The following is a 25,737-nucleotide window of genomic DNA, read 5'->3' on the forward strand; positions in this document are numbered from 1 at the left end:
GATTTATGACCTTGCTTAATACTACGCTTAAATGGCTCCTACAACGGCGATTGCCGCGTATTGAAGCTATTATGCAACGCCCCGGTGCAGCGCAACAGAAAGTTTTCACTGAACTTATTCGGGCTGGGTGCCATACGGAGTGGGGCCGTAAACACGCGTATAAATCCATTCAGTGTATCCGCGATTTTCAGGAGCGAGTGTCTGTTTCGAGTTACGAAGACCTGTTTCCGTACATCGAACGTGTCATGAAGGGCGAAAGTAAAGTACTTTGGCCTTCGCCGGTTCGTTGGTTTGCCAAGTCGTCTGGTACAACCAATGCCCGTTCTAAATTCATTCCCGTCACTACGGAATCGCTGGACGAAAGCCACCTTAAAGGCGGTAAGGATATGATGGCCCTTTATATTGCCAATAATCCTGACAGCCGGGCATTTGAAGGCAAAGGTCTTTCCATTGGCGGCAGCCTGCATCAAAATCCCTATAGCACCAACAGCGCGGCCGGCGACGTTTCGGCGGTGGTTATGAACAACCTGCCCAGTTGGGCGCAGTATATCCGTACGCCTTCACTTTCAGTAGCCCTAATGGACGAATGGGAGGCCAAATTAGAGCGTATGGCAGAAATTACGTCGCAGGAAAACGTTACCAGTTTACTAGGTACGCCAACCTGGGGGTTAGTGTTGATTGACAAAATTCTCGCTCGTACAGGAAAATCAAACATTCTGGAAGTTTGGCCGAATTTTGAGGTGATGATGCACGGTGCGGTCAACTTTCAGCCATACCGGGAATTGTTCCAACAGCAAATTTTCCCGTCTAAAAGCGTTCTGTATCAAGAGATTTACAATGCCTCCGAAGGCTTTTTTGCCATCCAGGATGATCTGAAACGAGTGGGTGAAATGCTGCTGATGCTCGACTATGGCATTTTTTACGAATTCGTACCGATTGCCGAAGCCGATCAGCCTTTTCCTAAAGCGCTGACTATTGATGAAGTCGAACTGGATAAAAATTACGCCCTCATTGTCTCAACTAATGGCGGTTTGTGGCGATACAGAGTCGGCGATACGGTTCGGTTCACATCCCTATATCCGCATCGGCTCAAAGTCAGCGGACGTACAAAGCATTTTATCAATGCGTTTGGCGAAGAAGTCATCGTTGAAAATGCTGAAATGGCCATTACGCGAGCCTGTGAAGCGACCAACGCTGTTATAACAGATTATACTGCCGGACCGATCTATATGAGTAATGGTGCCAATGGATGCCACGAGTGGGTTATTGAATTTGCACAGGAGCCAGACAGCCAGCAACGATTCAATCAAATTCTGGATGAAACGCTACGTCAAATAAACTCTGATTATGATGCGAAGCGATACAATGACATGGTGCTGAAACGACCCCGTATTCATGTGGTGCAACCTGGTACGTTCTACGCCTGGATGAAACAACGCGGCAAATTAGGCGGTCAGCATAAAGTGCCCAGACTGGCTAACTCCCGCGAATACTTAGACGATATTCTTGGGCAGGTTCTTGAACTGTAATTGTGGCTACGTAACGATATGGATTATTCAATCTTTATCGCTTCGTTTGTGAAATTTTAGTGTTATCAGCTCTCGAATCCTTGTCAGGAATGATTTCGGCGTTCAAGTGCAGCGCTTAACCAGCTTCCTGATCAGGACTCTGTCCGTTTAGGACAACAACTAACTTTGTGTCGAACGAAGCCCTTTGTCTCTCTGTTTCTCTAATAGAAGTTACCATTGAGTTGACAGCTTAATCAGCTATTGATTCATCTGCTTATTGTTCTGATGAAATCTTTCGATATACCTGAATATTACCGTAGTAGCATTGTTACACCCCTGAAGGAATTTCGGCGGAAACGTGATAAGCTAAAGCGCGATTTTACACCGACTCTTCTTGATTTCGGACCGATCCGTTTGTTAATCGCTCGTCATTTCGGGTTTTGCTACGGGGTCGAAAACGCCGTTGAGATTGCCTATAAGGCTATTGCCGAGAATCCAGATAAACGGATTTTTCTACTCAGCGAAATGATTCATAATCCGGATGTGAATGCTGACTTACAGGATCGGGGAGTTCAGTTCATTATGGACACGAGTGGCCGCCAGATTACGCCCTGGACTGATTTAAAATCAGATGATGTGGTCATTATTCCTGCTTTTGGAACAACCTTAGAAACGCAAAATCAGTTGGCTTCCCTGGGATTAGACGTAGCCAAATACGATACCACCTGCCCATTTGTGGAAAAAGTTTGGAACAAAGCCAACCAGATTGGACAGAAAGACTATACGGTTATTGTACATGGCAAGCCCAGTCACGAAGAGACCCGCGCTACGTTCTCGCACAGTAAAGAAGCAGCTCCAACGGTTGTCGTTAAAGACATGAGTCAGGCTCAGCGATTGGCGAAGTATATTCTTGGAGAGTTGTCGCCGGAGCAATTTTACACTGAATTTACCGGACAATATTCTGCAGGTTTTGATATCGACCGCGATCTACAACGTATCGGTGTCGTTAATCAGACAACCATGCTGGCCTCTGATACACAAGGCATTGCCGACTATTTGAAACAGGTGATGGTTCAAAAATATGATTTAGCTGGAGATGAAATCGAGAACCACTTTGCCAATACCCGCGACACACTTTGTTACGCAACAAACGACAATCAGGATGCTACGTATGCGTTACTAACCTATCCAGCCGATTTTGCCATTGTAGCTGGAGGCTATAATTCGTCTAATACGTCGCATATCGTTGAGCTCTGTGAAGAGAAATTACCGACTTATTTCATCGAATCTGAGCAGAAAATTTTGTCCGATAGACTAATTCGGCATTTTGATGGTCACACAAAACAGGAGATTGTAACGGAAAACTTTATTCCCCGGCTGAACGATTCCGATGAGCAGCCGGTAACAATTGCTCTCACTTGCGGAGCCTCTTGTCCAGACGCCGTTGTCGAAGGTATTCTACTTAAATTGATCAGCTTTTTCCCCGACGCTCGGCCGATTAGTGACGTAATCACTAACGTAATGGGCGAAAATCAATAGTTAACGCGCTGTTTCGCTAAATTTTACGGTAACCTCTCGGCTTTCGTTCTGTAGTTGATCCAGAGCGGTAACGGCGTAGATGTATTTCTTTTGCGGATCAGCCGTTTTGTCCACATAATGAGTTGTTGATTGGCCAACACACTTCGCCACAATGTGCCGGGGATCATCCAGACGGATTAGCGGTCGTAATCCTTCAAATCGATAAACGAGATACCCATTCGCGCCATCGCCATCCAGCGCTTCGGCCGATTGCTGCCAGGACAATTCAATGCCGTCGGGCGTTCTAATTAATTTTAAATCACGCGGTGGCAAAGGCGGAAGGCTGTCTAACCAGGGCATAGTGGGAACCAGCGCCAGATGTCGGTAGAAATTTGTTTTCAACGAATCATTAATCGCCAATGGATTGGCTTTTAGATTTCTGGCGCTGAAAAACACACTGCCAGATACGGCCTTCTGCTGACGATTGTATCGCATCTGATTCGGAAATTCGGTAGCTCGCCACCAACCCGGATCGCGATCAGAACCACGGCCAACCCGATAAGCGCCATGACCGATGTATAACTGGCAGGTGCTGCTGGTACAATTACGTGTCCACCAATCAACTAAGGTTTTGTAAGGCGCTCGTCCAAACTCCGAACTAAAGTACACTTGTGGCACAATGTAATCGATCAGGCCATCACGTATCCACTTACGGGTATCAGCGTAAATATCGTAGTACGACTGCCCGCCATTCGTAGCGGACCCTTCAGGGTCATTTGCCTGATTTTTCCAGATACCAAATGGGCTAATACCAAATTTTACCCACGCTTTATTGGCTCGGATTGAATCGCGTAGTTCGGCAACGAGTCTATTAACATTATCGCGTCGCCAGTCACCTTTATTTTTTATGCCATTCGAATACGCTCGATACGTACTGTCGTCACGTAACGTCTGGCCCGGTTCTGCGTATGGATAGAAGTAGTCGTCAAAATGAATACCATCTACGTCATATTCGCGTACTACGTTCGCTACAACACCGGCAATATAGGATCGAACGGCAGGCACGCCGAGATTAAATAATTTGCGCCCTCCATAGGTCAGCATCCATTCTGGTTTACGATAGATAATGTTGGTTGGAGCGACACTAGACGTTTTGCTAAACGTTGCCCGATCAAGATTAAACCACGCATGGAATTCAAGACCACGTTTATGGGCTTGCTCAATCATAAAGTCTAACGGGTCATAAAAAGGCTCTGGTGCTAATCCCTGCTGACCTGTTAGCCATTCTGACCAGGGCTCTGAACTTTTCGCGTAAAATGCATCGGCAGCGGAGCGAATCTGTACAACTACCGCATTAAGCCCTATTTCCTGATGCTGATCGAACATAGCCAAAATCTCACGCTGCTGGTTGGCAACAGGGAGTCCTTTTTTAGTAGGCCAGTCTAGGTTATCAATAGTAGCAATCCATACTGCCCGAAACTCTCGCTTTGGAGGAGGGGGCGTTAAGTCAATTATATCGTCATACTTAAGGGTATCAACAGAAGTCGGTAAGGTCTGTTTTGGCGGAATTGGTTTAGCCACGATTGGCTTGGCAAACGCGGGTTTACTCACTGTTGATTGAGTTACGACACCCGATGTTTTGGCAGTCACCACCGGTTTATTATCGCGACAACTAATGCCTATAAGGCCAACAAAAGCAAGAAAAAGGTACGCGATTGGACGCATCGATACGAATAAATTAATCAACAAAAATAGGTATCATCTATTAGACCGGTGCACTTCATATAAGGTCGTCAGAAGAAAAAAGTCAATTTGGCTGCTTATAGATTTCACTTAATATTGTGCCGTATAATATGATTCCACACAACATTTGTTTTGATTTTTAGAAAAATTCATCATAATTTAAGAATTTTCTATCGCAAAAGATACTAGCTTTGTAGGGAATAATAACTAAGTATAACAGATTACTTTAATCTATGTCGAGCCACAAATTAGATCAGATAGATCGCAACGTATTAGAAATTCTGCAAGCCAATGCTAAAATAACTAACGCTCAGTTGTCCAAAGAAATTGGCCTTTCGCCCGCTCCCACGCTGGAACGCGTTAAAAAACTTGAAACGTCAGGCATTATCCAAAGTTATCATGCGCAGTTAAATCGTGACAAAATAGGCTTAGGCGTTACTACGTTCGTCATGGTTACGCTGGTCGGCCATAAGAAAGATACGACCATGTCGTTTGTAGACCGGGTCAACGAAATTCCTGAAATCATTGAATGCCACCACATCACGGGCTCAGGCGACTTCCTGCTTAAGGTGATTTCTAAAGACATATCCTCCTATCAGGCACTAATGCTGGACGTTATCAACGAGATCGATGAAGTGGCGAATACGCAGACGATGGTGATTATGTCTACGTTTAAAGAAAGCAAAGTATTACCAATTCCGTAATGACTGATGAATTGTGAATGATAAATGCTACAGGAATGAATGTTCGTTCGTCATTTATCATTCATAATTCGTTACTTACGTTTCCGGCGCTCCTCTCTCCTCGATTTCTTTGCGTCTTCCAACGCCTTTTTAGCTTCTTTATATTGACTGGATTTTCGCTCAGCTTTATCCATCACTTCTTTAAAATAAGTCTGAGCCAGATCATAGTTTTTTTCTTCCGTAGCAATTTTCGCTAAGCCCAGCACAGAAGACCAGTAATACCCAGCATTTGTTGAGTTCGTCTGCTTGGCAAAATCGATCGACTGCTGGTAATATTTCTTTGCTTCCGCTGTGTTCTTGTAAAAAATCTGATTGATGTAAGCGAGAATGTAAGCGGCTGTTCGGCCACCCACGCCCTCGTATCCCGACTGCGTCCGTTCAATCTTGGCCAGCATATTTTTGGAAACCCGCTCGGCTTCATTCAAACGTCCAGTCACGAAGGCTGATCGGGCGTAATAGCGCTCAAAGAATGGATTGTCAGGATATTGCTCATTCATGTATTTCGACATTTCATAAGCCTTGTCGTACTGATTTTCCATACTATAGATCTGAACCAGAAAATAGCGAGCCTCAACGCGCGTGTAAAACGCCGTATTAGCCGTTTTTTCCAACTCTTTAATGCCTTTCACTTTATTTCCTTTCGGAAAAAACATCAGAATTGGCTTTAGCAATGGATAATTTTCGGGAATCCACTGCGCGTAAAAATCGTACATGCCATCCCCAAAGAGTAATTCGGGACTGAAATCAGCATTGCCTTTACATTTCTCGAAGTATTTAAGCGCACTTTTTCCAGAAAAGGTAGCTTTCGTCCACTTTTTTCGCTCAGCATACAAGCGGCTTTTAAAGGCATACGCAGCGGCCAGAAAAAACGCTGGCTCCAGTTTATTATCGCTATCATCGTAAAGCTTTTCGGCCAACGTAATGGTTGTATCCATAAGCGACAGACAGCGATCATCATAGTCCGTTACGTCCGTATTTGGCACAATTTTCCACCATTCCGCTAGGCCCATCAAAAAATACGGCATCGGATGTTTGGGGTACCGCACACGAAGCCATCGAAACTCTTTATCGGCATCATAAAACTTGTAGTTGTACATGAGATTGATCGCTTCTGCTGACTCAATCTGTACACCCGGATGTTTTAATAAGCCATCATATTTTTTATCGAACGCAGACGGATCATAAAGCTGAGCCTGTGCAAAAAAAGCCATTCCCGTTAGCCATACCGTCAATACTAAGTTCTTCATTGGTTAAAAAGTGCTTATACTGATATATCAACGCAAACAGGTCGCAGACCGTTTGCCAAGACTTCTTTTTCCCATAATTTTTTGTCCACCAACCTATTGTCAGCGTATCTTTGACGCCCTACAGACGCTAACATGCTAACGATTAAAGATAAAACGTTCGTCCCATTTATTACTTCTGAATCGATCCAGGCTCGAATTCAGGAATTAGCCGAACAAATCAATCAGGAATACGCTGGTAAACAGCCCCTTTTAGTAGTCATTCTGAATGGGGCTTTTCTCTTCGCGGCTGATCTGGCAAAACATTTGACTGTTCCCTGCGAAATCACATTTCTACGCGTTTCATCGTATAAAGGCACAGAATCTACCGGCCAGCTTAAAGAGATTTTAGGCCTCACGGAATCCATTATTGATCGGGACTTGATTGTGATCGAAGATATTGTGGATACGGGTAAAACTCTTCACGATATATGCAATCAGCTTCAGGCACAGAAACCGGCATCGCTTACCATTGCTACGTTGCTATACAAGCCGGAAGCCTTACAAAAACCGCTTGATTTACACTACGTCGGTTTCGAGATTGAAAACCGTTTTGTTCTGGGATACGGATTAGACTATGACGGTTTAGGGCGAAATACGCCAGATATTCTGGTTCTGGAATAACAGATCGGAAAATTTCATTCGCTGGTTAAAACAATGTGAACAGCTGGCGTATAATTCCGGGATTCGTTACCGGTCTACTTCACCCATCACGATATCAATCGAGCCGATAACGGCAATTAAATCGGCCAGCATGGCGCCCCGACTGATTTCGCCGATAACGGACAAGTTATGGAACGAACACGACCGGGCTTTGCAACGTATCGGCACATCTGATCGACCATCGGTTCGGAAAAAAAAGCCTAATTCTCCTTTTGCACTCTCGGCCCGGGCGTAAAAATCCATTGCTTTCGGTCGAATTTTCTTGGGGACTACGGCCTGAGGGTCATAGTCCCGAGTGCGCCGATGATCGCCCGTAAGTTGGTCTAAGCATTGTTCCACAATGCGAATTGACTCATAACATTCGAGCACCCGAATGTTATTACGGTCCCAGCAATCGCCAACCGTGCCCATTTTCCCTTCTCCAATCGGAATATCAAAGTCCAGTTCAGGATAAACCGAATAATTATCTACTCTCCGAAGATCATACGCTAATCCAGAACCACGTAGCACCGGTCCTGTACAACCATAATTAATCGCTACCGCCAGTGGCAATACACCTACGTTAGCAGTACGTTTTATAAAAATCTCATTGTCGATTACTAGCTGGCGCAGCTCCAGTAACTTGGGTTTCAGATACGTAATAAATTCTCGGCAGCGCTCCTCAAAACCCACGGGAAGATCGTAAAACAAGCCCCCAACCCAAATGTAATTGTAGAGCATGCGGGCTCCACTCACCCACTCCAGTAACCGCTGGATGTGCTCGCGGTCACGCATAAGCCACAGAAAGGGCGTATAGGCCCCTATATCAAGTGCGTACGTACCAACACCGACAAAATGGGAAGCAATCCGGTTCAGCTCAGCTACCAAGACACGGATGTACTCCGTACGCTTTGGAATATCGTTCTGAATTCCCAGCATTTTCTCTACTCCCATGACAAATGCATGCTCGCAATTCATGGCAGCCAGATAATCAAGACGGTCTACGAACGGAATTGTCTGGTTGAAGGGCAACGCCTGAGCGTGTTTCTCAAAGCAGCGGTGCAAATAGCCCAGATGCGGCACTACGTCGACGATAATTTCACCGTCTGTGATGACTTCGAGCCGCAATACACCGTGGGTTGATGGGTGTTGAGGCCCCATATTCAGAATCATTTCCCCTTCACTCAGCATGTCGGGCTGATACAGACTCGGATCAGAGGCCCGGAAATGGCCGGGTGCATATTCATATTGAATCGTTTGCGTAGTCATTACAATGTCAAAGGTCGAAAGGTAAAGCCCGAAAGCCAAACGCCGTTGATCTTTTGCGGATTAAGATCAAAAAATCATTACTTTTTCCTGATACCCAGTTTGGTAAATAAAAGGAATTTCGTACCTTTGCGCTCCTTATCGAGAAAACAGACTTTAGCAATGGCAAAGAAAGGCGCCAATAGAATCCAGGTCATTCTGGAATGCACCGAGCAAAAAGACAGCGGTGTTCCCGGCATGTCCCGGTACATTACTACGAAAAACCGGAAGAATACGCCGGCTCGTATCGAACGGAAGAAATACAATCCGTTTCTGAAAAAAGTAACGCTGCATAAAGAAATTAAGTAATCAGTCAATTTTCGTTAGCTAATAGTGATTATATTGCTATCAACTAACTATTGACTACTAACTTCTATAAAGAAATGGCAAAAAAGGTAGTTGCAACCCTGAAAACGAAGGATAACGGCAAGGCATTCGCTAAGATTATCAAAGCCGTAAAGTCGCCTAAAACTGGCGCTTATACCTTCAAAGAAGAAATGGTCCCGGTTGATGAAGTACAATCTGCACTGAAAGCGTAAGCTTTTCAGCCATCAACTTTCTACGTAAAGATGCATAGGTCCCACAGCCTCAACTGGCTTCGTGGGACTTTTTTTATGAAAAAACAGTTAGGTCAGATAATAAGTCAGCCGGTCTGAAAGTAATTATGTACCTGTAAATCTGTCTGACTTACCATCTCATCTAACTCACTGACTAGTCACATGGCTTTATTCGGTTTATTTTCGAAAGAAAAGAAAGAAACACTCGACAAAGGCTTAGAAAAAACAAAGGACAACTTTTTCTCTAAACTCGGCCGGGCAGTTGTCGGTAAATCTACCGTTGACGAAGAAGTTCTGGACGAAGTAGAGAATGTTCTGGTTTCGTCGGATGTAGGCGTAGAAACGACTGTTAAGATTATCAAACGGATTGAGGAACGTGTTGCCCGCGACAAATATATGGGCACCGATGAATTAGACCGTATCCTTCGGGAAGAGATAGCCGCTTTGCTATCTGATAACAATACCACTGATGTAACCGGAGCGCCGGACCGTGATGATTTTGCTTTACCTACCGACAAAAAACCATACGTTATTATGGTCGTAGGAGTTAATGGCGTTGGTAAAACGACAACGATCGGAAAACTAGCAGCTCAGTTTCATAAGCGAGGCAAAAAGGTAGTACTGGGCGCGGGCGATACGTTCCGGGCGGCTGCCGTTGACCAGCTTAAACTCTGGGGGGATCGTGTTGGTGTACCGGTCATTTCGCATGGCATGAACACTGACCCGTCAGCGGTTGCTTATGATGCCGTCAAAAAAGCGACCGAAACAGGCGCTGACGTTGTCATCATTGACACGGCCGGACGACTCCACACGAAGGTTAACCTGATGAATGAGCTAGCTAAAATCAAACGCGTGATGCAAAAATTCACGCCTGATGCTCCCCATGAAGTACTGCTGGTGCTTGACGGATCGACGGGTCAGAATGCGTTTATTCAGGCCACGGAGTTTACCAAAGTAACGGAAGTCACAGCGCTGGCTATTACTAAATTAGACGGCACAGCGAAAGGTGGCGTCGTCATCGGTATTTCGGATCAGTTTAAAATTCCAGTTAAATATATTGGCGTTGGTGAGAAAATCGACGATTTGCAGACATTTAACAAGATGGAGTTCGTGGATTCGTTCTTCAAGAAATGAAATCGCTTCGACCCAGTACTAGCATGAAATACCTGACCTTGAGCCTAATAGTGTTACTACTTGCTGGTTCGCTTTTTGCTCAAAAGCCTTACCGCCGAAAAGCTGTAAAAACTACACCCATGCAAGGCATTTGTGGAACTGTTGTTTTGAAGCAGGGAAATTTTATGCCCAGTCCCGACAGACCCGCTCGTACAGGCCAGTTAGTCGAGCGGGAAGTTCTGGTTTTTCCACTTTTGAATAAAAGCCAGGTAGATTCGAGCGAAGATGGTTTTGTCAGTTCTGTGCGCGAAACGAAGCCCGTTAAAACTATAAAATCTGACAAAAACGGAAAATTCTGCGTGCGTTTGCCCATCGGTAAATACTCCGTACTGGTACGGGAGCCCAAGGGTTTATACGCCAATCTGTATGACGATCAGAATAATATTTTTCCCGTTGTCGTCCAGAAGAACCGCCAATCCGATGTGCGGGTCGAGATTACACACCAAGCTGTTTTCTAGGCATATAGAATTATTTCCCTACTTACGTTAAAGATTAATTCATCGAACTTTGCTACTTAACATTAGCGTTAGTTAGTACTAATGCACTGAAATTCATTTCTGTTTTGAAAACCAAAGGAATACGGACCAATAAAATCAATATCGTTACGCTGGGTTGTTCAAAGAATCTTGTGGATTCGGAGGTACTTTTTACGCAACTCAAAGGCAATGGGATGAACGTAACGCATGAATCGAAGAAAGACGACGCCAATATTGTCGTTATCAATACGTGCGGTTTCATCGATAATGCCAAAGAAGAATCTATAAATACAATCCTGCGCTACGTTGATGCCAAAGAAGCGGGCGTAGTCGATAAGGTTTACGTAACGGGTTGCCTCTCCCACCGCTATAAGGACGAACTTGAAGTAGAAATGCCAACGGTAGACGCCTGGTTTGGTACCAATGAGCTACCGCGGATGCTGAAAACGTTACGTGCTGATTATAAGCATGAGCTTGTTGGCGAACGACTGTTGACAACGCCTGCTCATTATGCCTACCTTAAAATTGCCGAAGGTTGCGACCGCCCCTGTTCGTTCTGTGCTATTCCGCTGATGCGTGGGGGGCACGTATCGCGTCCAATAGATGAATTGATTACTGAAGCTAAATCGTTGGCTCGGCGTGGTACTAAAGAGCTAATCTTAATCGCGCAGGATCTTACGTACTACGGTCTGGACCTCTATAAAAAACGCAATCTAGCTGACCTCATCGACCAACTCTCTGACGTAGAGGGCATTGACTGGATTCGTTTGCAGTATGCTTACCCTTCTGGTTTTCCAATGGATGTACTGGACGTAATGCGCGACCGTCCGAATGTTTGTAAGTATCTGGACATGCCTTTGCAAACTGGATCGACGGAGCTATTGAAACTCATGCGACGGGGAATTACACGCGAAAAAACAGAAGGACTTATTCATACTATTCGGGAGAAAATTCCGGACATTACCCTCCGCACTACGTTGATTGTGGGCCACCCCGGTGAAACCGACGCGATGTTTGACGAAACATACGACTTTGTCGAACGGATGCGCTTTGACCGTATGGGTGTGTTTACCTACTCGCACGAAGAAAATACGCATTCTTACTCCATGCCCGACGATATTCCTTCCGATGTGAAACAGGAACGCGCCGATGAACTAATGGAACTTCAGCAGGGTATTTCCCAGGAATTGAACCAACAAAAAGTTGGAAGAACGTATAAAGTGTTGTTCGATCGAAAAGAAGGGGGGTATTTTATCGGACGTACTGAAGCCGATTCACCTGAAGTAGACAATGAAGTACTAGTGCCCGCTACACAGTACGTTCGACTTGGCGACTTTGCTACTGTGCGAATTGATCGTGCCGAAGAATTTGATTTGTATGGAGAAGTTATCTCCTGAATTTTATAAACCCGCAAGCGTATCGAACTCCGAACCTTGCGGGTTTTTCTATTGTTGAGCCGAATAAATCCCAACCTGCATGGACTGTCAGTACCTGCCACTTGCCTCAACTGGCCAGTTTTCGTCACTGTTTCTTGATTACATCACTAAAAAAGATAAACTAAAATCATTTTATAGCCGCTTCCCGGAACTACCCGCTTTCCAGGAACAGATTAATGATAAATCATTCGACGAATCGAAACGACAGATTCTAGTCGACACCCTTGAGCGGCAGTACCAGCAGATTACCAATAAGCCTGACTTTTCTGTGCTCCTTCAGGCCAATACGTTCACCGTCACAACAGGCCATCAACTCAACATTTTTACAGGCCCGCTTTACATTGTCTATAAACTTATTACGACAATTAACCTCGCTCGACGGCTGAAAGAAGCTTACCCTGATTACAATTTCGTACCTGTCTACTGGATGGCTACGGAAGACCATGACTTTGCCGAAATAAACCACTTCTCTTTATTAGGTCGGAATTACGCCTGGCAGACGGAGCAGCGCGGAGCCGTAGGGCGCATGAATCCGCAGGAGTTAAAAAGTCTTTTCAGCCAGATTCCTGAAAAGCTATCTTTGTTCGAAGAAGCTTATTTGAAGCGCAATACGCTTGCCGACGCAGCACGACACTACGTCAACGAATTGTTTGGAGCGGAAGGCCTTATCTGTTTAGATGCGGATGATACGGCTTTAAAACGCGTTTTTGCTCCTATAATGCACGATGAACTTATTTATCAGAAATCTGGCGAACTCGTTCAGAAGAAAACGGAACAGCTAGAAAGTTTAGGCTATAAAACCGTTATCGCTCCCCGCGACATTAACCTGTTTTACCTGGACGATCAACTTCGGGAACGTATCGAACGTACGGCTGATGGAACGTATCGGGTTTTACACACAAAGCTGAAATTTTCAGAAAGTGAGATAACTGCCCTTCTTGAGGAACACCCTGAGCAGTTCAGTCCGAACGTTGTACTACGTCCATTGTATCAGGAAACGATTTTACCAAATCTAGCCTATGTAGGCGGCCCATCGGAAGTACCCTACTGGCTACAATTAAAGGACGTTTTTGACCATTTTCAGACAACGTTTCCTATTTTGATGCCGCGTAATTTCGCGATGTATGTCCCCTCTGTAGCAGCAAAGCGCATCTGCAAACTAGGGCTGACTCCTGAAGATCTGTTTCAGGATACACTGGTTCTCAAACGTGAATACGTTGAACACCATGCCCGCCATACGCTCAAGTTTGATAATGAGAATAAGACTGTCCATAAGGCATTAGACGCTATTTTGCATAAAGCCCAAATGGTTGATCCAACACTTGAAAAGGCCGTACTGGCTGAAACAAAACGTTTTGCTAATGCGGTTGCCCGGCTCGAAAAGAAAATGCGACGGGCAGAAGAACGTAATCAGGAAACGGGGGTCCGGCAGTTACTAGCCGTCAAAAATGAGCTTTTTCCCAATGGTGCTTTACAGGAACGTAGCGAAAATTTTCTTACCTTCTATTTAAACGACCGAACGTTTCTAGAAAAAATGCTGGCTGTATTTAATCCGTTCGATTACCGTATGCAGCTTTGTTTAGAGTAGCAACGACTGTTCTGGCCGATTGACAGTATGGACAAAGTAACAGCCCGTCAACAATTTCTAGCCAAACGAAAGACGCTTTCTGCAAACGACGTTAAACGACGTAGTGAGCTTATCGCCAGGCGTTTTTTCGATTTTTTGAAAAAACATGGCTTAGCTGATAAGTCTCCAACAATCCATACGTTTTTGCCAATTAAGCGCCAGAATGAGGTTGATACCTGGCTGATTATTCGCCACATATGGTCTGAATACACCAATTTACGAATTATAGTCCCCGTTACAGATATTTCCACAAATGCATTAAGGCATTATAATTTACATCCACAAACAGCACTTGTTGAGAATCGCTGGGGTATTTCTGAGCCAGTAACTGATAGTCAGGCTTCGGTGAGCCCTGCCGATTTTGATATCGTTCTTGTTCCCTTGCTGGCTTTTGACGAGCAGGGCAATAGGGTTGGTTACGGAGGAGGTTTTTATGATCGATTCTTAGCCGACTGTCGACCAGATTGCCGGAAAATTGGTCTGTCTCTCTTTGATCCTATTAAGCAAATTGAGGACACAGAACAAACAGACGTACCATTAGACATCTGCATAACGCCAGACCGAGTCTGGCTTTTTTCGCAATAAATTAACTGTGCGTCAAAGTTTTGCCGTATTTTTGCACTCCAAATTGGAACACGGGTACGGAACCCGTTTTTTATTAACTAAGCAAAAGCGGATTTATACCCGCATTACTAAAATGAAAATCGCAGTCGTTGGCGCCACGGGCCTTGTCGGTGGCGAAATCCTGAAGGTTCTGGAAGAGCGTAACTTTCCAGTAACTGAACTTATTCCCGTTGCATCCGAACGATCGGTTGGTAAACAGGTTGAGTTCAAGGGTAAACCATACACGGTTGTTAGCTTCGAGGACGCCATTGCTGCTAAACCTGCTATTGCCATTTTTTCGGCTGGTGGTAGTACGTCGTTAGCCTTAGCTCCCAAATTTGCGGAAGCTGGTATCGTTGTTGTCGATAACTCTTCAGCTTGGCGTATGGATCCAACCAAAAAATTGGTCGTTCCTGAAGTCAACGCCGACGTGTTAACAGCTGCTGACAAAATTATTGCGAATCCAAACTGCTCAACAATCCAAATGGTTGTGGCGCTAAAACCGCTGCATGACCGCTATACAATTAAGCGGGTTGTTGTCTCCACATATCAATCGGTAACTGGTACGGGTAAAGCCGCTGTTGATCAGCTTTTCGCTGAACGCAAAGGAGAGAAAGAAACCCCAAAAGTATATCCGCACCCTATTGACCTCAACGTATTGCCTCACATTGATGTCTTCCTCGATAATGGGTATACAAAAGAGGAGATGAAAATGGTTAATGAAACCAAGAAAATCATGGGTGACGATTCGATTCAGGTGACAGCTACAACGGTACGCATCCCAACCATTGGTGGGCACTCGGAAGCGGTTAACATCGAGTTCGAAAATGAGTTTGAGTTGAATGAAGTCGTTGAAATCTTGACTAATGCTGAAGGCGTTATTGTACAGGATGATCCGCAAAATAAAGTTTACCCTATGCCATTAACGGCACACGGTAAAGATGAGGTTTTTGTAGGGCGCATCCGACGCGATGAAAGTCAGCCCAAAACATTGAATATGTGGATCGTAGCTGACAATCTCCGTAAGGGGGCGGCTACCAACGCAGTTCAAATCGCGGAATATTTATTGAAACACAGCTTGGTAGAAAGCGAGGCAATAACCGCTTAAGCTCTTTCTCAAGCAAAAAAGAAAGCCTTAACCAATAAGAATTTGGTTGAGGCTTTCTTTTTTTTACGATTGTCAAGAACTATAAAAAATCCTAGTGACTGGGCAAATAGGCAATTGCATCATACCAACCAGTAATTCTTTAAGCAAGGCAAAAAACCACATACCCACTTTTATCAGCGGTTAAAGTGTCCGGCACATCTGTTGATTATAGACTTTACATACCTTGTCGCGGCTGCGTTTAAGTCGCATTTTAACGGCGCTTTCTGAAATCTGATACTGCTCACCTATTAATTTAATCGATAAACCCTGTTCATGTTTCAATCGTAATAATGTTGCCTCTTCAGACGGTATAGTATTCATAGCCTGCTCAAGAACACGCCATTGTGTAAGAAACGGATCAATCTGGTCTGGTTCTATTACCTCTTGGGCATAATTTTCTAGTAATGGCTCTGTATTCATTCGTTTACTCAAACGAAGTTGATCCAGACAATAGTTATGTGAAACACTATAAAGCCAGGTTAAAAAAGCCGAGCGATTCTGAAAAGTATCCAGTTTACAGAATACTTTGATAAAAATATCCTGCGTGAAGTCTTTAGCTACCTCAGGATCCTTAGTCATTGACAAACATTTTTGATAAACTTTCTCAGCGTATCGCTTGTAGATAGCTTCAAAATTATCTATCGAAATAACATTATTATATATGTTAATTTTTTTATTATTTGTTGATGAAAGCGTGTGCATAGTGAGTAGGTGACTAATTAAAATGGAGAAAATAGGGTGAAATTAACTTAGTAAGCAGTTGAGCGGTGATCTTTCAAAAGGGAGAGGTTCAATAGCATAAATCAACCGATTGTCGTAGTCAAGCTGTGTTTATTGAAGAATAATACAAGCGCAAAGGTCCGTGACTCTAATAATAAAGACCGGTACTTTCATATCAAAAACTAGTACATATGTCCCAAATACAATTGTATAGACCTCAATAGGTTACTATCAGGACATTATTTTGATTAAACAGATAAGTAAAGTTTAATTTCTACGGGAGAAATCAGAGGGGGTAGTTTGATATACTTTGCGGAAAGAACGAGCAAAGTAAGATGGGTCTTCAAAACCTACTAAGTAGGCTGTTTCAGAAACAGATCTTCCCTGACGTAACAGTTGAGCTGCTCGCTTAAGGCGATAATTGCGGATGAATTCACCAGTCGACAGATCGACCAAAGCTTTTAACTTGCGATGTAAATTCATGCGACTTATACCGCTGGCCAGGATAAGCTGATCAACGCCAAAAGTACTATCGTCCAGATGATCTTCAACAAGCTGGCAGAGCTTTTCAACGAGAGGATCAGTAGTTGTCGGAAGAGCGCTGGGGTTAGTCAGGCTAGCTGCCACTCGTTGTCGCATTTGTCGGCGCTGTTCTAACAAATTACGGATACGTAGTTGTAATTCCTGAACGTAGAATGGTTTAGTTATATAATCGTCAGCGCCTGTTGATAAGCCTCTTAATCTACTATCGATCGACGTTTTTGCTGTTAGAAGAATAACGGGTATGTGACTAGTACGCGAATCCGTCTTCAATCGCTGGCAAAGTTCATAACCGTCCATAATCGGCATCAGCACATCGCTAATGACTACATCTGGCCCTATACTTAGCGCTTTTTCCCACCCTTCAGCCCCGTTTTTCACTTGATGGATTTTATAGTAGACAGGTAAATTATCAGCAATAAAATCACTCAAAGCAGGGTTATCTTCTACTATTAATATTATCGGAGATTCATTGGAGCGTTGTTCCTGAATATTCAGGGATTGGATTTCTTCTATCTGTTTGACTGGAACTACATGTTGGACAATAAACGATTCAGCTGTAGCTATTCGGTACGGTAAATCGACGAGAAACGTAGTGCCTATACTCACTTTACTCGAAACCTGAATCGTGCCGTTCTGTATTTCTACCAACTCTTTTACGAGCGCCAATCCGATCCCCATACCATCCTGATTTTCAATACGATCATCATCTATCCAAAAAAATCTATCGAAAATATGCACGATTTTTTCAGGAGATATACCGATTCCATTGTCAGAAATTTCCAGGTGAACCCGTACTACCCGATCAGAAGCGGTTCTGGAAGAATCTACAGATTCACGGTCCTCGTCAGTTGTTACGTCCACAATTACTCTTCCACCGATTGGCGTAAATTTTAACGCATTAGCAAGCAAATTCGAAACAATGCGCTCAAGCTTATCCGGGTCGAACCAATAGTTTGTGTTTGTTTTTTCAGCGCGAAAAAGCACCTGAATGCCTTTTGCCATTGCATGAGTCTCAAACGATTGAATTGTACGGCTTAAAAATTCTATTAAATTCCCCTGGCTTTCTCTTACTTTTAATACGTTTGCTTCAGCTTTGGATAGGTCCGTTAGTTGATTGACCCTAGCCAGCAACTGGGTTACATTCTGGTTAATAATTTCGAGCTGCTGCTGGTCACTGTCGTGCTGTAAACGTTGCTTCAACTGATCAACAGAAGCCAGAATTAACGTTAATGGTGTGCGGAATTCATGCGTAACACCTGTAAATAACCGAGCTTTCAGGGTTTCCATCGCCTTCAACTGCCTGGTTTGCTGATGGTAGAGATAGATTCGAATAAAACCATATATCAGGACCGATATGAGGGTAATGTACAGAATGATAGTCCACCCCTGTGGTAAACCTTGTTGATTCGAAATAATCTCGGGTTGAGGTAAGGTACTTTGTGCCCATACCAGAGTCTTACCACCACAAAAGATTGATAGAAGGAGAAGATTTTTGGGGATCAAACGCCGATAATTAGTCCAACCCGGTTGCATTAGTTACAATAGAGGAAGTCACTAACAATGTTATAAGTAATTCGCAAATATCGTTTAGTCCGACAAAATACTATTATAATATGATCATTAATAAACTTTAGAGAAACAAAAAAAGTCTGTCAGTTTATTGCTGACAGACTTTTGTGCCGAAGGCGAGACTCGAACTCGCATGTCCGTAAAGACACACGCCCCTGAAACGTGCGTGTCTACCAATTTCACCACTTCGGCAGCGCGTTCCCCATGTTGGGCTGGCAAATATACGGCGCTAAATAGGTTTTGCGCAAAAATTTTAGAAAAATTTCTTATGGTTATCGGTTAAACAATAAGCGCTCACCAGACTGATCTGTTAAAAATTGGCCGTCTGCATAGACAAGCTTCCCCGATACGATTGTATTTGTAACACTAGCGTTAAATGTGTGCCCCTCAAGCGGTGACCATCCACATTGATAATAAATATTTTGTTTAGAAACGGTTGTTGGCTTTTCTGTATCCACCAGAACAAGATCGGCCCAATAACCCTCGCGAATGTAGCCTCGTCGATCAATCTGAAAGCACTCGGCAGGTGCGTGGCTCATTTTACGGACAACGGACTCTAGTGATAGCTTGCCTTGTTTAACGAGATCAATCATGAGCAACAGCGGGTGCTGAACTAAGGGCAGTCCAGACGGAGCTTGCCAATACGTTTGCTGCTTTTCTGCCCAGGTATGAGGAGCGTGGTCTGTAGCAATAATATCCAGGCGGTCATCTAAAAGGGCCGTTAAGAGCGCTTCCTTGTGATGAGGAGCTTTTATCGCTGGATTACATTTGATTTGATTACCTAATGTGGCATAATCACGACTATCGAACCATAAATGATGAACACAAACTTCAGCCGTGATAAGTTTTTGCGCAAGTGGGAGCTTTTTGTCGAAAAGGGAGAGTTCGTCGGCTGTCGAGATATGCAGGATATGCAGACGCGCATTGTGCTGTCGCGCCAACTCAACGGCCAGCGAGGACGATTTTAGACAAGCTTCTTCGTTCCGGATAAGTGGATGCAGTTCAGCAGTAGCCTGATTACCGTATTTAGCTTTATAGTGTTCTGTGTTAGCACGAATAGTGGCTTCATCTTCGCAGTGGGTCGCAATCAGCATGGGGCTTTGTCGAAATAACTCGTTCAGAACGCGTTCGTTATCGACCAGCATATTGCCTGTTGATGAACCCATAAATACTTTAATCCCGCAAACCGTACTCGAATCAGTACGTAGTACCTCGTCGAGATTATCATTCGAGGCCCCCATGAAAAACGAATAATTCGCTAACGACGTTTGGGCAGCAATCTCGTATTTCTGAGCTAGTAATTCCTGCGTTAATGCATTTGGAACGGTATTAGGCATCTCCATAAAGCTGGTAACACCACCTGCCACAGCCGCCCGAGCCTCAGATTGTATGGTTGCTTTGTGCGTTAAACCCGGCTCACGAAAATGTACCTGATCATCAATAATCCCAGGTAACAGACATTGCCCATTGGCGTCAATGACCGTATCAACATGTTGATCAGATAGCCCTGATTTTATCTGCGCGATAAATCCACTTTCTACTAGTACGTCGGTTTCAGTGATTCGACCTTCGTTAACTACACGAGCGTTACGTATCAGGAGTTTAGTCATAGTAACCGAGCGGCTTCTTTCGCGAAATAGGTTAAAATGACGTTAGCACCAGCTCGTTTAATCGCCATCAGCGATTCCACCATCGCCCGTTCGCCATCAAGCCAACCCTTTTGAGCAGCCGCCTTAATCATAGCGTATTCACCACTGACGTTATAAGCAGCAATGGGCAGATGGAAGTTGTCATTTAGTAGCTTGATGATATCCAGATACGCCATGGCAGGCTTAACCATCAAAAAATCAGCGCCTTCTTCAAAATCAAGCTGCGCTTCGATTAAGGCCTCCCGACTGTTAGCCGGATTCATTTGATACGTCTTTTTATCGCCAAACTTTGGTGCTGAATTCAACGCATCACGAAAAGGGCCGTAGAAAGCACTGGCATACTTGGCGGCATAAGACATTATCGCTACCTCATGAAAGCCGCCTTCATCGAGTACTTGACGCAAGTAGCCAACACGGCCGTCCATCATATCTGACGGCCCAACAATGGTGGCTCCGGCCTGCGCCTGCGCTAGAGCCATCTTACCTAATACCTCCAAAGTGGGGTCATTCAATATTTTCCCATTTTCGACAATACCATCGTGCCCATCGGAACTGTAAGGGTCCATAGCCACATCAGTCATAATGATAATATCGGGAAAGCGGTCTTTGATGGCTCGAATTGTTTGTAGATATAGTCCATCCGGATTATAACTCTCAGTCGCGTATTTGTCTTTCCTGGATTCGGGTAGATTTGGAAACAGGTCAAATGCCTGAATGCCTAAATCCACGCATTCCTGGATTTCATCCAAGAGTAAATCCATTGACAAGCGATGAATACCAGGCATGGAAGCCACTTCAGAACGAACGTTCTGCCCTTCCATGATAAAAACAGGCAAGATAAAATCAGTGACAGATAAACGAGTTTCCTGCACCATATCGCGAATAACGGCTGATTGCCGATTCCGACGTGGACGACGTATTAGGTTCATTGAGTTATGAAGTTTCTGAGTTATAAAGTTTTTGAGTGCGCCAGCCAACTGTACAACACTACAATCTTATAACTTTCTCAGACAATTAATTTAAATCCTTCGCCGTGTACGTTAACGAGTTGAACCGCTGGGTCTTCTTTTAAATATTTCCTCAGCTTTGTTACGTATACATCCATGCTTCGGGCGTTGAAGTAAGAATCATCGCCCCAAACCATCTTTAAGGCAAAGCTACGGCTAACCGGCTGATTCAGGTTTTGTGCCAGCAACTTTAATAACTCCGATTCCTTACTGGTTAGTTTCTGCGCGTTGCCATTATGGGTCAATAATTGATGGGGGTAATCAAAAGCAAAAGCACCGATCTGATACGTTGTTGGTTCAGTTGCGTCGGTTGATCGCTGGGAGCGCCGAAGAATAGCCTGGATACGTAGTAGCAACTCTTCCATACTGAAGGGTTTAGTTATGTAGTCATCGGCGCCAACTTTAAACCCCTGAATAGTATCTTCCTGCATTGACTTGGCCGTTAGGAAGATAATTGGCACGTCACGATTACCCATACGAACCTCTTTCGCTAACGTAAAGCCATCTTTCTTAGGCATCATTACGTCGAAGATGCAGAGATCATAATTACCGGTCATGAACTCCTGAAGGCCCTTATTGCCATCGGTAGCGCGGTCGGTAGCATAGCCTTTCATGGTCAGGTATTCCTGCACCAATTGCCCCAGGTTCGGATCGTCTTCAACTAATAAAATAGTAGGCATAGTATGATGAGTGAATGAGAAAATGAGTGAATTGTTCGCACCAGCTTTATTCACTCATTCATAACTTTATAAGGTAAAATCACCTCGAATGAACTGCCTATGCCTGGTTGACTTTCAACTTTAATCTGGCCATGGTGTTCGTCAATCATTTTCTTTACATAGCTGAGTCCCAAGCCAAAACCTTTCACGTCGTGCCGATTTCCGGTTGGTACGCGGTAGAACTTTTCGAAAATGCGACTAGTCTGATCCTTCGTCATACCCACCCCCTGGTCTGTAACCGTAATGCTAACGCCTTCCGGCAAACTGCGGGTCGTTAATGCAATATGCGGGCTATCGGGCGAGTACTTAAGCGCATTGTCCAGCAGGTTATAAACAATATTGGTCAAATGTAACTCATCGGCTTCGACAACTTCCCGGTCAGCATCGAAGTTTAGATCAACCTCGCCCCCACGTTGCTCGATTTGCAAACTCATGTTATTCAGTACTTTTTCGATCACATCGTGGATGTTCACTGGCGAGAAATTAAGCTTGATTTCCCCACGGTCCAACAGAGCCATTTGCAGCACTTTTTCTACGTGTGAACCAAGCCGTCGGGTTTCGTCCCGAATAATACCCATATAGCGGGTCAGACGCAGGTCAGGTCTATCTGTTGACTCAACCGACGTAGCAGAGTTTTTCTGTGTTACAGGATCAGACCGCAATTGCTCCTGAGCCATTTCGACGGCCAGAGAGATCGTTGAAATAGGCGTTTTGAACTCATGGGTCATGTTATTAATAAAGTCGTTCTTAATATCAGCCAGTTTCTTCTGTTTGACAATAGTGCTGATTGCAATATAAAAACAAGCCAGAATGACCAGAATTAGTACAACTGAGGCCCCAAACGTAAAGCCTAGCCGACTTAAAATGAACTGCTGCTGAGTTGGGAAATAAACATAAACGTAATTACCACCCTCAAGCAGATTATTCGGAAACAAAGCAGCTTTATACCCATCAGCATCAAATTGCTGTGTTTCCATACCCAGCGATGTAAAAAGGAATTTAGGATGTTTCTGGGTCCTGACAGCGTAAGCAAACGGAATGCTAATACCCCTCTCTGCTAACGATTGGCGTAGAAGCGTATCAAGCACCAATCGATTTACACGATCTTCGATAGGTCGATCTGATAAGAACACCCCTTTCAATACGTCCTTAACAATGTCCGATTTATCTTCCGGACTGTGCTGGCTCGTACTTGTCAAACGATTGGGCGAACTTTCTTTAGAAGACGTAGTGATGTTTGTTCCTGAATTTTTTCGCGGTTGAACAGCCTGCATACGTTTTTTAGCAGCCCGCGCTAGTGAATCCTTGTAATGAGATAACTGACCTGCCTGGTTGTTAATCCGGGGTAGTTCATTGGTCAGTACGTTCTCAACCCAACGATCAAACAGGTGCTGCTGTTCTAATTGAGTCTGCCAGTCACCAACGGCCATCAGCTCCTCCTGTTGGCGAAAAAACTCTTCGACAACAGCCATTTGCTCAGGCGATAGCGGATGGACAGTCGGATGGAGTATATCCGATTGAACGACAACAGTCCCCGCTGCCCCCCCGCTGGGTGACATCATCTGGCGAGTGGTACCGGCTGGGTTGAATGAATGATCTGGTCGTTTATTCTGGGCTATTGGACTGGTTTCTGTTATTGATGCTCTTGGTTTAGCAGCGTTAGGTGTGAGAGGTTTATTTTCCTTTTTTGCAATTGACATCAGGCGGCTTTGTTGCTCACGGGCTCGGTAACGTTGTCTTGTTAGGTAAACGATTTCCTGCCGTTCCAGTGTCCGAACGACCTCCTGTAAAGCATCCGTAACCTTATAGGCAAACTGTTCCTTCTGCAATTTCAGCGCACTACTAATCCAGTATAACTGTAGGCCAACCAATCCCAATAGGCCTACAGCCATTAAAATGACAATCCAGCGTATGCGTTGTTTAGACATTTTTTTACTCGCTCATGCAACCTTCGACTAACTTTTTCATCTATAAGAAACCGGTCGGGGTGTCAGTAAAAGTACGAACCAGGCTAATGACACATTGGCTCATTAACAAACTTTAACACCCCCACTATCAACCGGTTTAGCAACTTATCGTTCCTTCGTTTGCAATTCATGACTACTATGAAAAAAACAGTTTTTGCAGGACCCCGGTTCGCACTGGCCTTGTTACTCGTGAGCTTTATTAGTGGGGTTGCTACCGCCCAGAAGACCGTGTCGCCTTCGCCCAAGCCAGAAAAAAATGACGTAAATGTCCGAATCATTGAACGTAACGGCGATGAAGTCCGTGAAATCGAGCGTACCTATCATATGGATGGTATGAACGATCTTGAACGAGATAAGCTGGTGATGAAATTGGTTGATTCACTTAAAACTACCCGTAAAGGCGCAGGCCAACGCCAGATGACGATTATTGTTGAAGACAATTACGGAGACCGTACTGTTACACGCGAACGTATTAGCCCCGGCAAAAGGCGCGTTCCTGCTGATGCTTACGTTCAGCGAGGTAAATTGCAAAGGAATAATCCTGACTTCTGGAATAATCAGACCTGGCAACAGGAGTTTCGCTGGCATGCTGATTCAATGGCCGACCAACTCAGACGGTTTAAATTTCAGATGCCGAAAGACTTTGACCGACAAATTGCCCGACCTTTTGAAGACTGGGCCCGCAATTTCAATAGCAAGCCATCAACTATTCGGGGTTTAGATGCTTATCCTAATAATCCTGACCGCGATCAGTTGAATGTTCGCTTTACAGCCCCTTCGAAAGGTGATGTAAGCATTATCGTTACAAATACGAAAGGAAAAGAAATTGCTAAACGGGAGATTAAGGATTTTTCTGGTGAATTTGTCGGGCAGATTGATTTAGGCAAAAAATCACAGGGTACATACTTTGTTACCGTCACTCAAAATGAAGATGGCGCTGTTAAGCGAATAGTCGTTGAATAGCTTGCAAACCAGAATCAACGATCAAACTGGATTCTCTCCAGATCTGATCGTTGATTCTACCGATCTTGAAAAAATATTTTCAAAAATTTAGTACTATGTATTGCAAGATACCAATCGAAACCTATATCTTTGTATTGTAATTAAACCCAAGGATCATGAAGACGTTATCAATAATAGGTATCATATTGCTGGGCTTAAGCGGACAAGCATTTAGCATGGGACATCCGCATAATATGTTTGCTGCTCGAAAACAGATGCGAGCCAAAGCATCAACAGCTGTAGTTAAAACAAAGTCATCTGCCTGTTTAACTATTCAGCAGACTGTACAGCTCACTAAAACCGCTTTTAATGATCGCTTAGTATCAGCTTTGTCGCAGATACGTCCAGCAGCCTCTTATTAATAGGCAAGCTGTTCAATTAATCTATCTATGCGATCTATCGATATTACTATAGTTCTAGTACATATTTTTGATACAAAATCTAGTTGATTTCTTCCCATAAAATTTCTCGATTTATTAAGTTTACAGCCTCCCCTGCTACGTATAGTCTCTTTTCGTTATTAACATAGTTGATCTGGATTCTCCTCTAGTTAACTTATACTCCGCATATTTCTTCTCCACTTACGCTTGGTCTGGCCATCTCCGCAAAAGCTAATTCCATAGTAATCATTGAATTCCACTCGCAAGTCTGCAAAAATCTTCTTTTTAATTTTGGATTAATCCATTGCAAAAGACTAATATTATAAATTATTTCGTTAAAAACTTAGACAATTCAATGATCAGCTATTGATTTCGATAGGCTTTGTCTATTTTTATGCTTTAGCTAAAAAACCTGGAATA

General features: G+C 44.1%; 23 protein-coding genes and 1 tRNA gene. 14 read left to right on the plus strand and 10 right to left on the minus strand.

Translation table 11 applies throughout. From position 1 onward, the window contains the following. The first annotated feature begins 5 nt into the window (after positions 1 to 5). Together IC230_RS17450 and IC230_RS17455 are read left to right on the plus strand one after the other, a co-directional pair. Positions 6 to 1,529 carry a GH3 auxin-responsive promoter family protein gene (locus IC230_RS17450; protein ID WP_191040326.1) on the plus strand — a complete coding sequence of 508 codons (1,524 nt, stop codon included), beginning with the start codon at positions 6 to 8 and terminating at the stop codon, positions 1,527 to 1,529. A 264-nt stretch (positions 1,530 to 1,793) separates the two neighbouring features. Next, positions 1,794 to 3,047: a 4-hydroxy-3-methylbut-2-enyl diphosphate reductase gene (locus IC230_RS17455; RefSeq protein WP_191040327.1), complete on the plus strand. Its 1,254-nt coding sequence runs from the start codon at positions 1,794 to 1,796 to the stop codon at positions 3,045 to 3,047. On the opposite strand, the gene IC230_RS17460 is transcribed toward IC230_RS17455, so the two are convergent. Continuing rightward, complete coding sequence (locus IC230_RS17460; protein ID WP_191040328.1) at positions 3,048 to 4,751, minus strand: glycoside hydrolase family 10 protein; 1,704 nt, start codon at positions 4,749 to 4,751, stop codon at positions 3,048 to 3,050. It lies immediately after the preceding gene. Between the two features lie 251 nt (positions 4,752 to 5,002). Between IC230_RS17460 and IC230_RS17465 the strand changes: the two genes are divergently transcribed. After that, positions 5,003 to 5,473: an Lrp/AsnC family transcriptional regulator gene (locus tag IC230_RS17465; protein WP_191040329.1), complete on the plus strand. Its 471-nt coding sequence runs from the start codon at positions 5,003 to 5,005 to the stop codon at positions 5,471 to 5,473. A 71-nt stretch (positions 5,474 to 5,544) separates the two neighbouring features. On the opposite strand, the gene IC230_RS17470 is transcribed toward IC230_RS17465, so the two are convergent. Further along, positions 5,545 to 6,759, minus strand: a complete 1,215-nt coding sequence (locus tag IC230_RS17470; protein WP_191040330.1) for a tetratricopeptide repeat protein — start codon at positions 6,757 to 6,759, stop codon at positions 5,545 to 5,547. A 132-nt stretch (positions 6,760 to 6,891) separates the two neighbouring features. On the opposite strand from IC230_RS17470, the gene hpt reads away from it, so the two are divergent. Continuing rightward, positions 6,892 to 7,419, plus strand: a complete 528-nt coding sequence (gene hpt / locus IC230_RS17475; protein ID WP_191040331.1) for a hypoxanthine phosphoribosyltransferase — start codon at positions 6,892 to 6,894, stop codon at positions 7,417 to 7,419. Between the two features lie 66 nt (positions 7,420 to 7,485). Here hpt and IC230_RS17480 read toward each other — a convergent pair whose 3' ends face one another. Continuing rightward, positions 7,486 to 8,706, minus strand: coding sequence for an NADH-quinone oxidoreductase subunit D (locus IC230_RS17480; RefSeq protein ID WP_191040332.1), 1,221 nt, complete (start codon positions 8,704 to 8,706; stop codon positions 7,486 to 7,488). Between the two features lie 159 nt (positions 8,707 to 8,865). On the opposite strand from IC230_RS17480, the gene rpmG reads away from it, so the two are divergent. The 8 genes from rpmG to IC230_RS17520 all read left to right on the plus strand — a co-directional run bounded on the left by rpmG (position 8,866) and on the right by IC230_RS17520 (position 15,722). Then, complete coding sequence (gene rpmG / locus IC230_RS17485) at positions 8,866 to 9,051, plus strand: 50S ribosomal protein L33 (protein WP_012929817.1); 186 nt, start codon at positions 8,866 to 8,868, stop codon at positions 9,049 to 9,051. A 74-nt stretch (positions 9,052 to 9,125) separates the two neighbouring features. After that, positions 9,126 to 9,281 carry a DUF4295 domain-containing protein gene (locus IC230_RS17490; protein ID WP_106136308.1) on the plus strand — a complete coding sequence of 52 codons (156 nt, stop codon included), beginning with the start codon at positions 9,126 to 9,128 and terminating at the stop codon, positions 9,279 to 9,281. A gap of 180 nt (positions 9,282 to 9,461) precedes the next feature. Continuing rightward, positions 9,462 to 10,433, plus strand: a complete 972-nt coding sequence (ftsY, locus tag IC230_RS17495; RefSeq protein ID WP_191040333.1) for a signal recognition particle-docking protein FtsY — start codon at positions 9,462 to 9,464, stop codon at positions 10,431 to 10,433. A gap of 23 nt (positions 10,434 to 10,456) precedes the next feature. Next, positions 10,457 to 10,930, plus strand: a complete 474-nt coding sequence (locus IC230_RS17500; protein WP_191040334.1) for a hypothetical protein — start codon at positions 10,457 to 10,459, stop codon at positions 10,928 to 10,930. Positions 10,931 to 11,034: 104 nt separating this feature from the next. Next, positions 11,035 to 12,345: a 30S ribosomal protein S12 methylthiotransferase RimO gene (rimO, locus tag IC230_RS17505; protein WP_191040335.1), complete on the plus strand. Its 1,311-nt coding sequence runs from the start codon at positions 11,035 to 11,037 to the stop codon at positions 12,343 to 12,345. A gap of 79 nt (positions 12,346 to 12,424) precedes the next feature. Then, complete coding sequence (gene bshC / locus IC230_RS17510; RefSeq protein WP_191040336.1) at positions 12,425 to 13,972, plus strand: bacillithiol biosynthesis cysteine-adding enzyme BshC; 1,548 nt, start codon at positions 12,425 to 12,427, stop codon at positions 13,970 to 13,972. A gap of 27 nt (positions 13,973 to 13,999) precedes the next feature. Further along, positions 14,000 to 14,596: a 5-formyltetrahydrofolate cyclo-ligase gene (locus IC230_RS17515; RefSeq protein ID WP_191040337.1), complete on the plus strand. Its 597-nt coding sequence runs from the start codon at positions 14,000 to 14,002 to the stop codon at positions 14,594 to 14,596. A gap of 112 nt (positions 14,597 to 14,708) precedes the next feature. Further along, a complete protein-coding gene (locus IC230_RS17520; protein ID WP_191040338.1) occupies positions 14,709 to 15,722 on the plus strand; it encodes an aspartate-semialdehyde dehydrogenase in 1,014 nt (337 codons plus the stop codon). 180 nt (positions 15,723 to 15,902) lie between these two features. Here the strand turns inward: IC230_RS17520 and IC230_RS17525 are convergent, their stop codons facing one another. The 7 genes from IC230_RS17525 to IC230_RS17555 form a co-directional block, all read right to left on the minus strand. Next, positions 15,903 to 16,463, minus strand: coding sequence for an RNA polymerase sigma factor (locus IC230_RS17525; RefSeq protein ID WP_191040339.1), 561 nt, complete (start codon positions 16,461 to 16,463; stop codon positions 15,903 to 15,905). Between the two features lie 285 nt (positions 16,464 to 16,748). Beyond that, positions 16,749 to 18,557, minus strand: a complete 1,809-nt coding sequence (locus tag IC230_RS17530) for a hybrid sensor histidine kinase/response regulator transcription factor (protein ID WP_191040340.1) — start codon at positions 18,555 to 18,557, stop codon at positions 16,749 to 16,751. 144 nt (positions 18,558 to 18,701) lie between these two features. Continuing rightward, positions 18,702 to 18,785, minus strand: a tRNA-Leu gene (locus tag IC230_RS17535). 80 nt (positions 18,786 to 18,865) lie between these two features. Further along, on the minus strand, positions 18,866 to 20,203 hold the full coding sequence (locus IC230_RS17540) for a dihydroorotase (protein WP_191040341.1): 1,338 nt from the start codon (positions 20,201 to 20,203) through the stop codon (positions 18,866 to 18,868). Beyond that, complete coding sequence (gene hemB / locus IC230_RS17545; protein WP_191040342.1) at positions 20,200 to 21,171, minus strand: porphobilinogen synthase; 972 nt, start codon at positions 21,169 to 21,171, stop codon at positions 20,200 to 20,202. Before hemB ends, IC230_RS17540 begins: the two co-directional genes overlap by 4 nt. A 77-nt stretch (positions 21,172 to 21,248) precedes the next feature. Further along, positions 21,249 to 21,929 carry a response regulator transcription factor gene (locus IC230_RS17550; RefSeq protein WP_191040343.1) on the minus strand — a complete coding sequence of 227 codons (681 nt, stop codon included), beginning with the start codon at positions 21,927 to 21,929 and terminating at the stop codon, positions 21,249 to 21,251. 50 nt (positions 21,930 to 21,979) lie between these two features. Continuing rightward, positions 21,980 to 23,896: a sensor histidine kinase gene (locus IC230_RS17555; protein WP_191040344.1), complete on the minus strand. Its 1,917-nt coding sequence runs from the start codon at positions 23,894 to 23,896 to the stop codon at positions 21,980 to 21,982. 177 nt (positions 23,897 to 24,073) lie between these two features. Here IC230_RS17555 and IC230_RS17560 point away from each other — a divergent pair, with 177 nt between their 5' ends. Both IC230_RS17560 and IC230_RS17565 read left to right on the plus strand, forming a co-directional pair. Then, on the plus strand, positions 24,074 to 24,898 hold the full coding sequence (locus IC230_RS17560) for a T9SS type A sorting domain-containing protein (RefSeq protein WP_191040345.1): 825 nt from the start codon (positions 24,074 to 24,076) through the stop codon (positions 24,896 to 24,898). A gap of 155 nt (positions 24,899 to 25,053) precedes the next feature. Continuing rightward, positions 25,054 to 25,299, plus strand: coding sequence for a hypothetical protein (locus IC230_RS17565; protein WP_191040346.1), 246 nt, complete (start codon positions 25,054 to 25,056; stop codon positions 25,297 to 25,299). Positions 25,300 to 25,737: the final 438 nt, after the last annotated feature.

It is taken from the genome of Spirosoma validum, from assembly GCF_014699035.1.
Classification (GTDB): Bacteria; Bacteroidota; Bacteroidia; order Cytophagales; family Spirosomataceae; genus Spirosoma; species Spirosoma validum.

Coding starts and splice junctions, on each gene's coding strand:
- IC230_RS17525 (WP_191040339.1), bottom strand. CDS start 16,463: ATGCACACGCTTTCATCAACAAATAATAAAAAAATTAACATATATAAT.
- IC230_RS17555 (WP_191040344.1), bottom strand. CDS start 23,896: ATGTCTAAACAACGCATACGCTGGATTGTCATTTTAATGGCTGTAGGC.
- IC230_RS17450 (WP_191040326.1), top strand. CDS start 6: ATGACCTTGCTTAATACTACGCTTAAATGGCTCCTACAACGGCGATTG.
- IC230_RS17560 (WP_191040345.1), top strand. CDS start 24,074: ATGAAAAAAACAGTTTTTGCAGGACCCCGGTTCGCACTGGCCTTGTTA.
- IC230_RS17480 (WP_191040332.1), bottom strand. CDS start 8,706: ATGACTACGCAAACGATTCAATATGAATATGCACCCGGCCATTTCCGG.
- IC230_RS17515 (WP_191040337.1), top strand. CDS start 14,000: ATGGACAAAGTAACAGCCCGTCAACAATTTCTAGCCAAACGAAAGACG.
- hemB (WP_191040342.1), bottom strand. CDS start 21,171: ATGAACCTAATACGTCGTCCACGTCGGAATCGGCAATCAGCCGTTATT.
- IC230_RS17465 (WP_191040329.1), top strand. CDS start 5,003: ATGTCGAGCCACAAATTAGATCAGATAGATCGCAACGTATTAGAAATT.
- IC230_RS17565 (WP_191040346.1), top strand. CDS start 25,054: ATGAAGACGTTATCAATAATAGGTATCATATTGCTGGGCTTAAGCGGA.
- IC230_RS17470 (WP_191040330.1), bottom strand. CDS start 6,759: ATGAAGAACTTAGTATTGACGGTATGGCTAACGGGAATGGCTTTTTTT.
- IC230_RS17550 (WP_191040343.1), bottom strand. CDS start 21,929: ATGCCTACTATTTTATTAGTTGAAGACGATCCGAACCTGGGGCAATTG.
- rpmG (WP_012929817.1), top strand. CDS start 8,866: ATGGCAAAGAAAGGCGCCAATAGAATCCAGGTCATTCTGGAATGCACC.
- IC230_RS17455 (WP_191040327.1), top strand. CDS start 1,794: ATGAAATCTTTCGATATACCTGAATATTACCGTAGTAGCATTGTTACA.
- IC230_RS17540 (WP_191040341.1), bottom strand. CDS start 20,203: ATGACTAAACTCCTGATACGTAACGCTCGTGTAGTTAACGAAGGTCGA.
- IC230_RS17520 (WP_191040338.1), top strand. CDS start 14,709: ATGAAAATCGCAGTCGTTGGCGCCACGGGCCTTGTCGGTGGCGAAATC.
- ftsY (WP_191040333.1), top strand. CDS start 9,462: ATGGCTTTATTCGGTTTATTTTCGAAAGAAAAGAAAGAAACACTCGAC.
- IC230_RS17460 (WP_191040328.1), bottom strand. CDS start 4,751: ATGCGTCCAATCGCGTACCTTTTTCTTGCTTTTGTTGGCCTTATAGGC.
- bshC (WP_191040336.1), top strand. CDS start 12,425: ATGGACTGTCAGTACCTGCCACTTGCCTCAACTGGCCAGTTTTCGTCA.
- IC230_RS17530 (WP_191040340.1), bottom strand. CDS start 18,557: ATGCAACCGGGTTGGACTAATTATCGGCGTTTGATCCCCAAAAATCTT.
- IC230_RS17490 (WP_106136308.1), top strand. CDS start 9,126: ATGGCAAAAAAGGTAGTTGCAACCCTGAAAACGAAGGATAACGGCAAG.
- hpt (WP_191040331.1), top strand. CDS start 6,892: ATGCTAACGATTAAAGATAAAACGTTCGTCCCATTTATTACTTCTGAA.
- IC230_RS17500 (WP_191040334.1), top strand. CDS start 10,457: ATGAAATACCTGACCTTGAGCCTAATAGTGTTACTACTTGCTGGTTCG.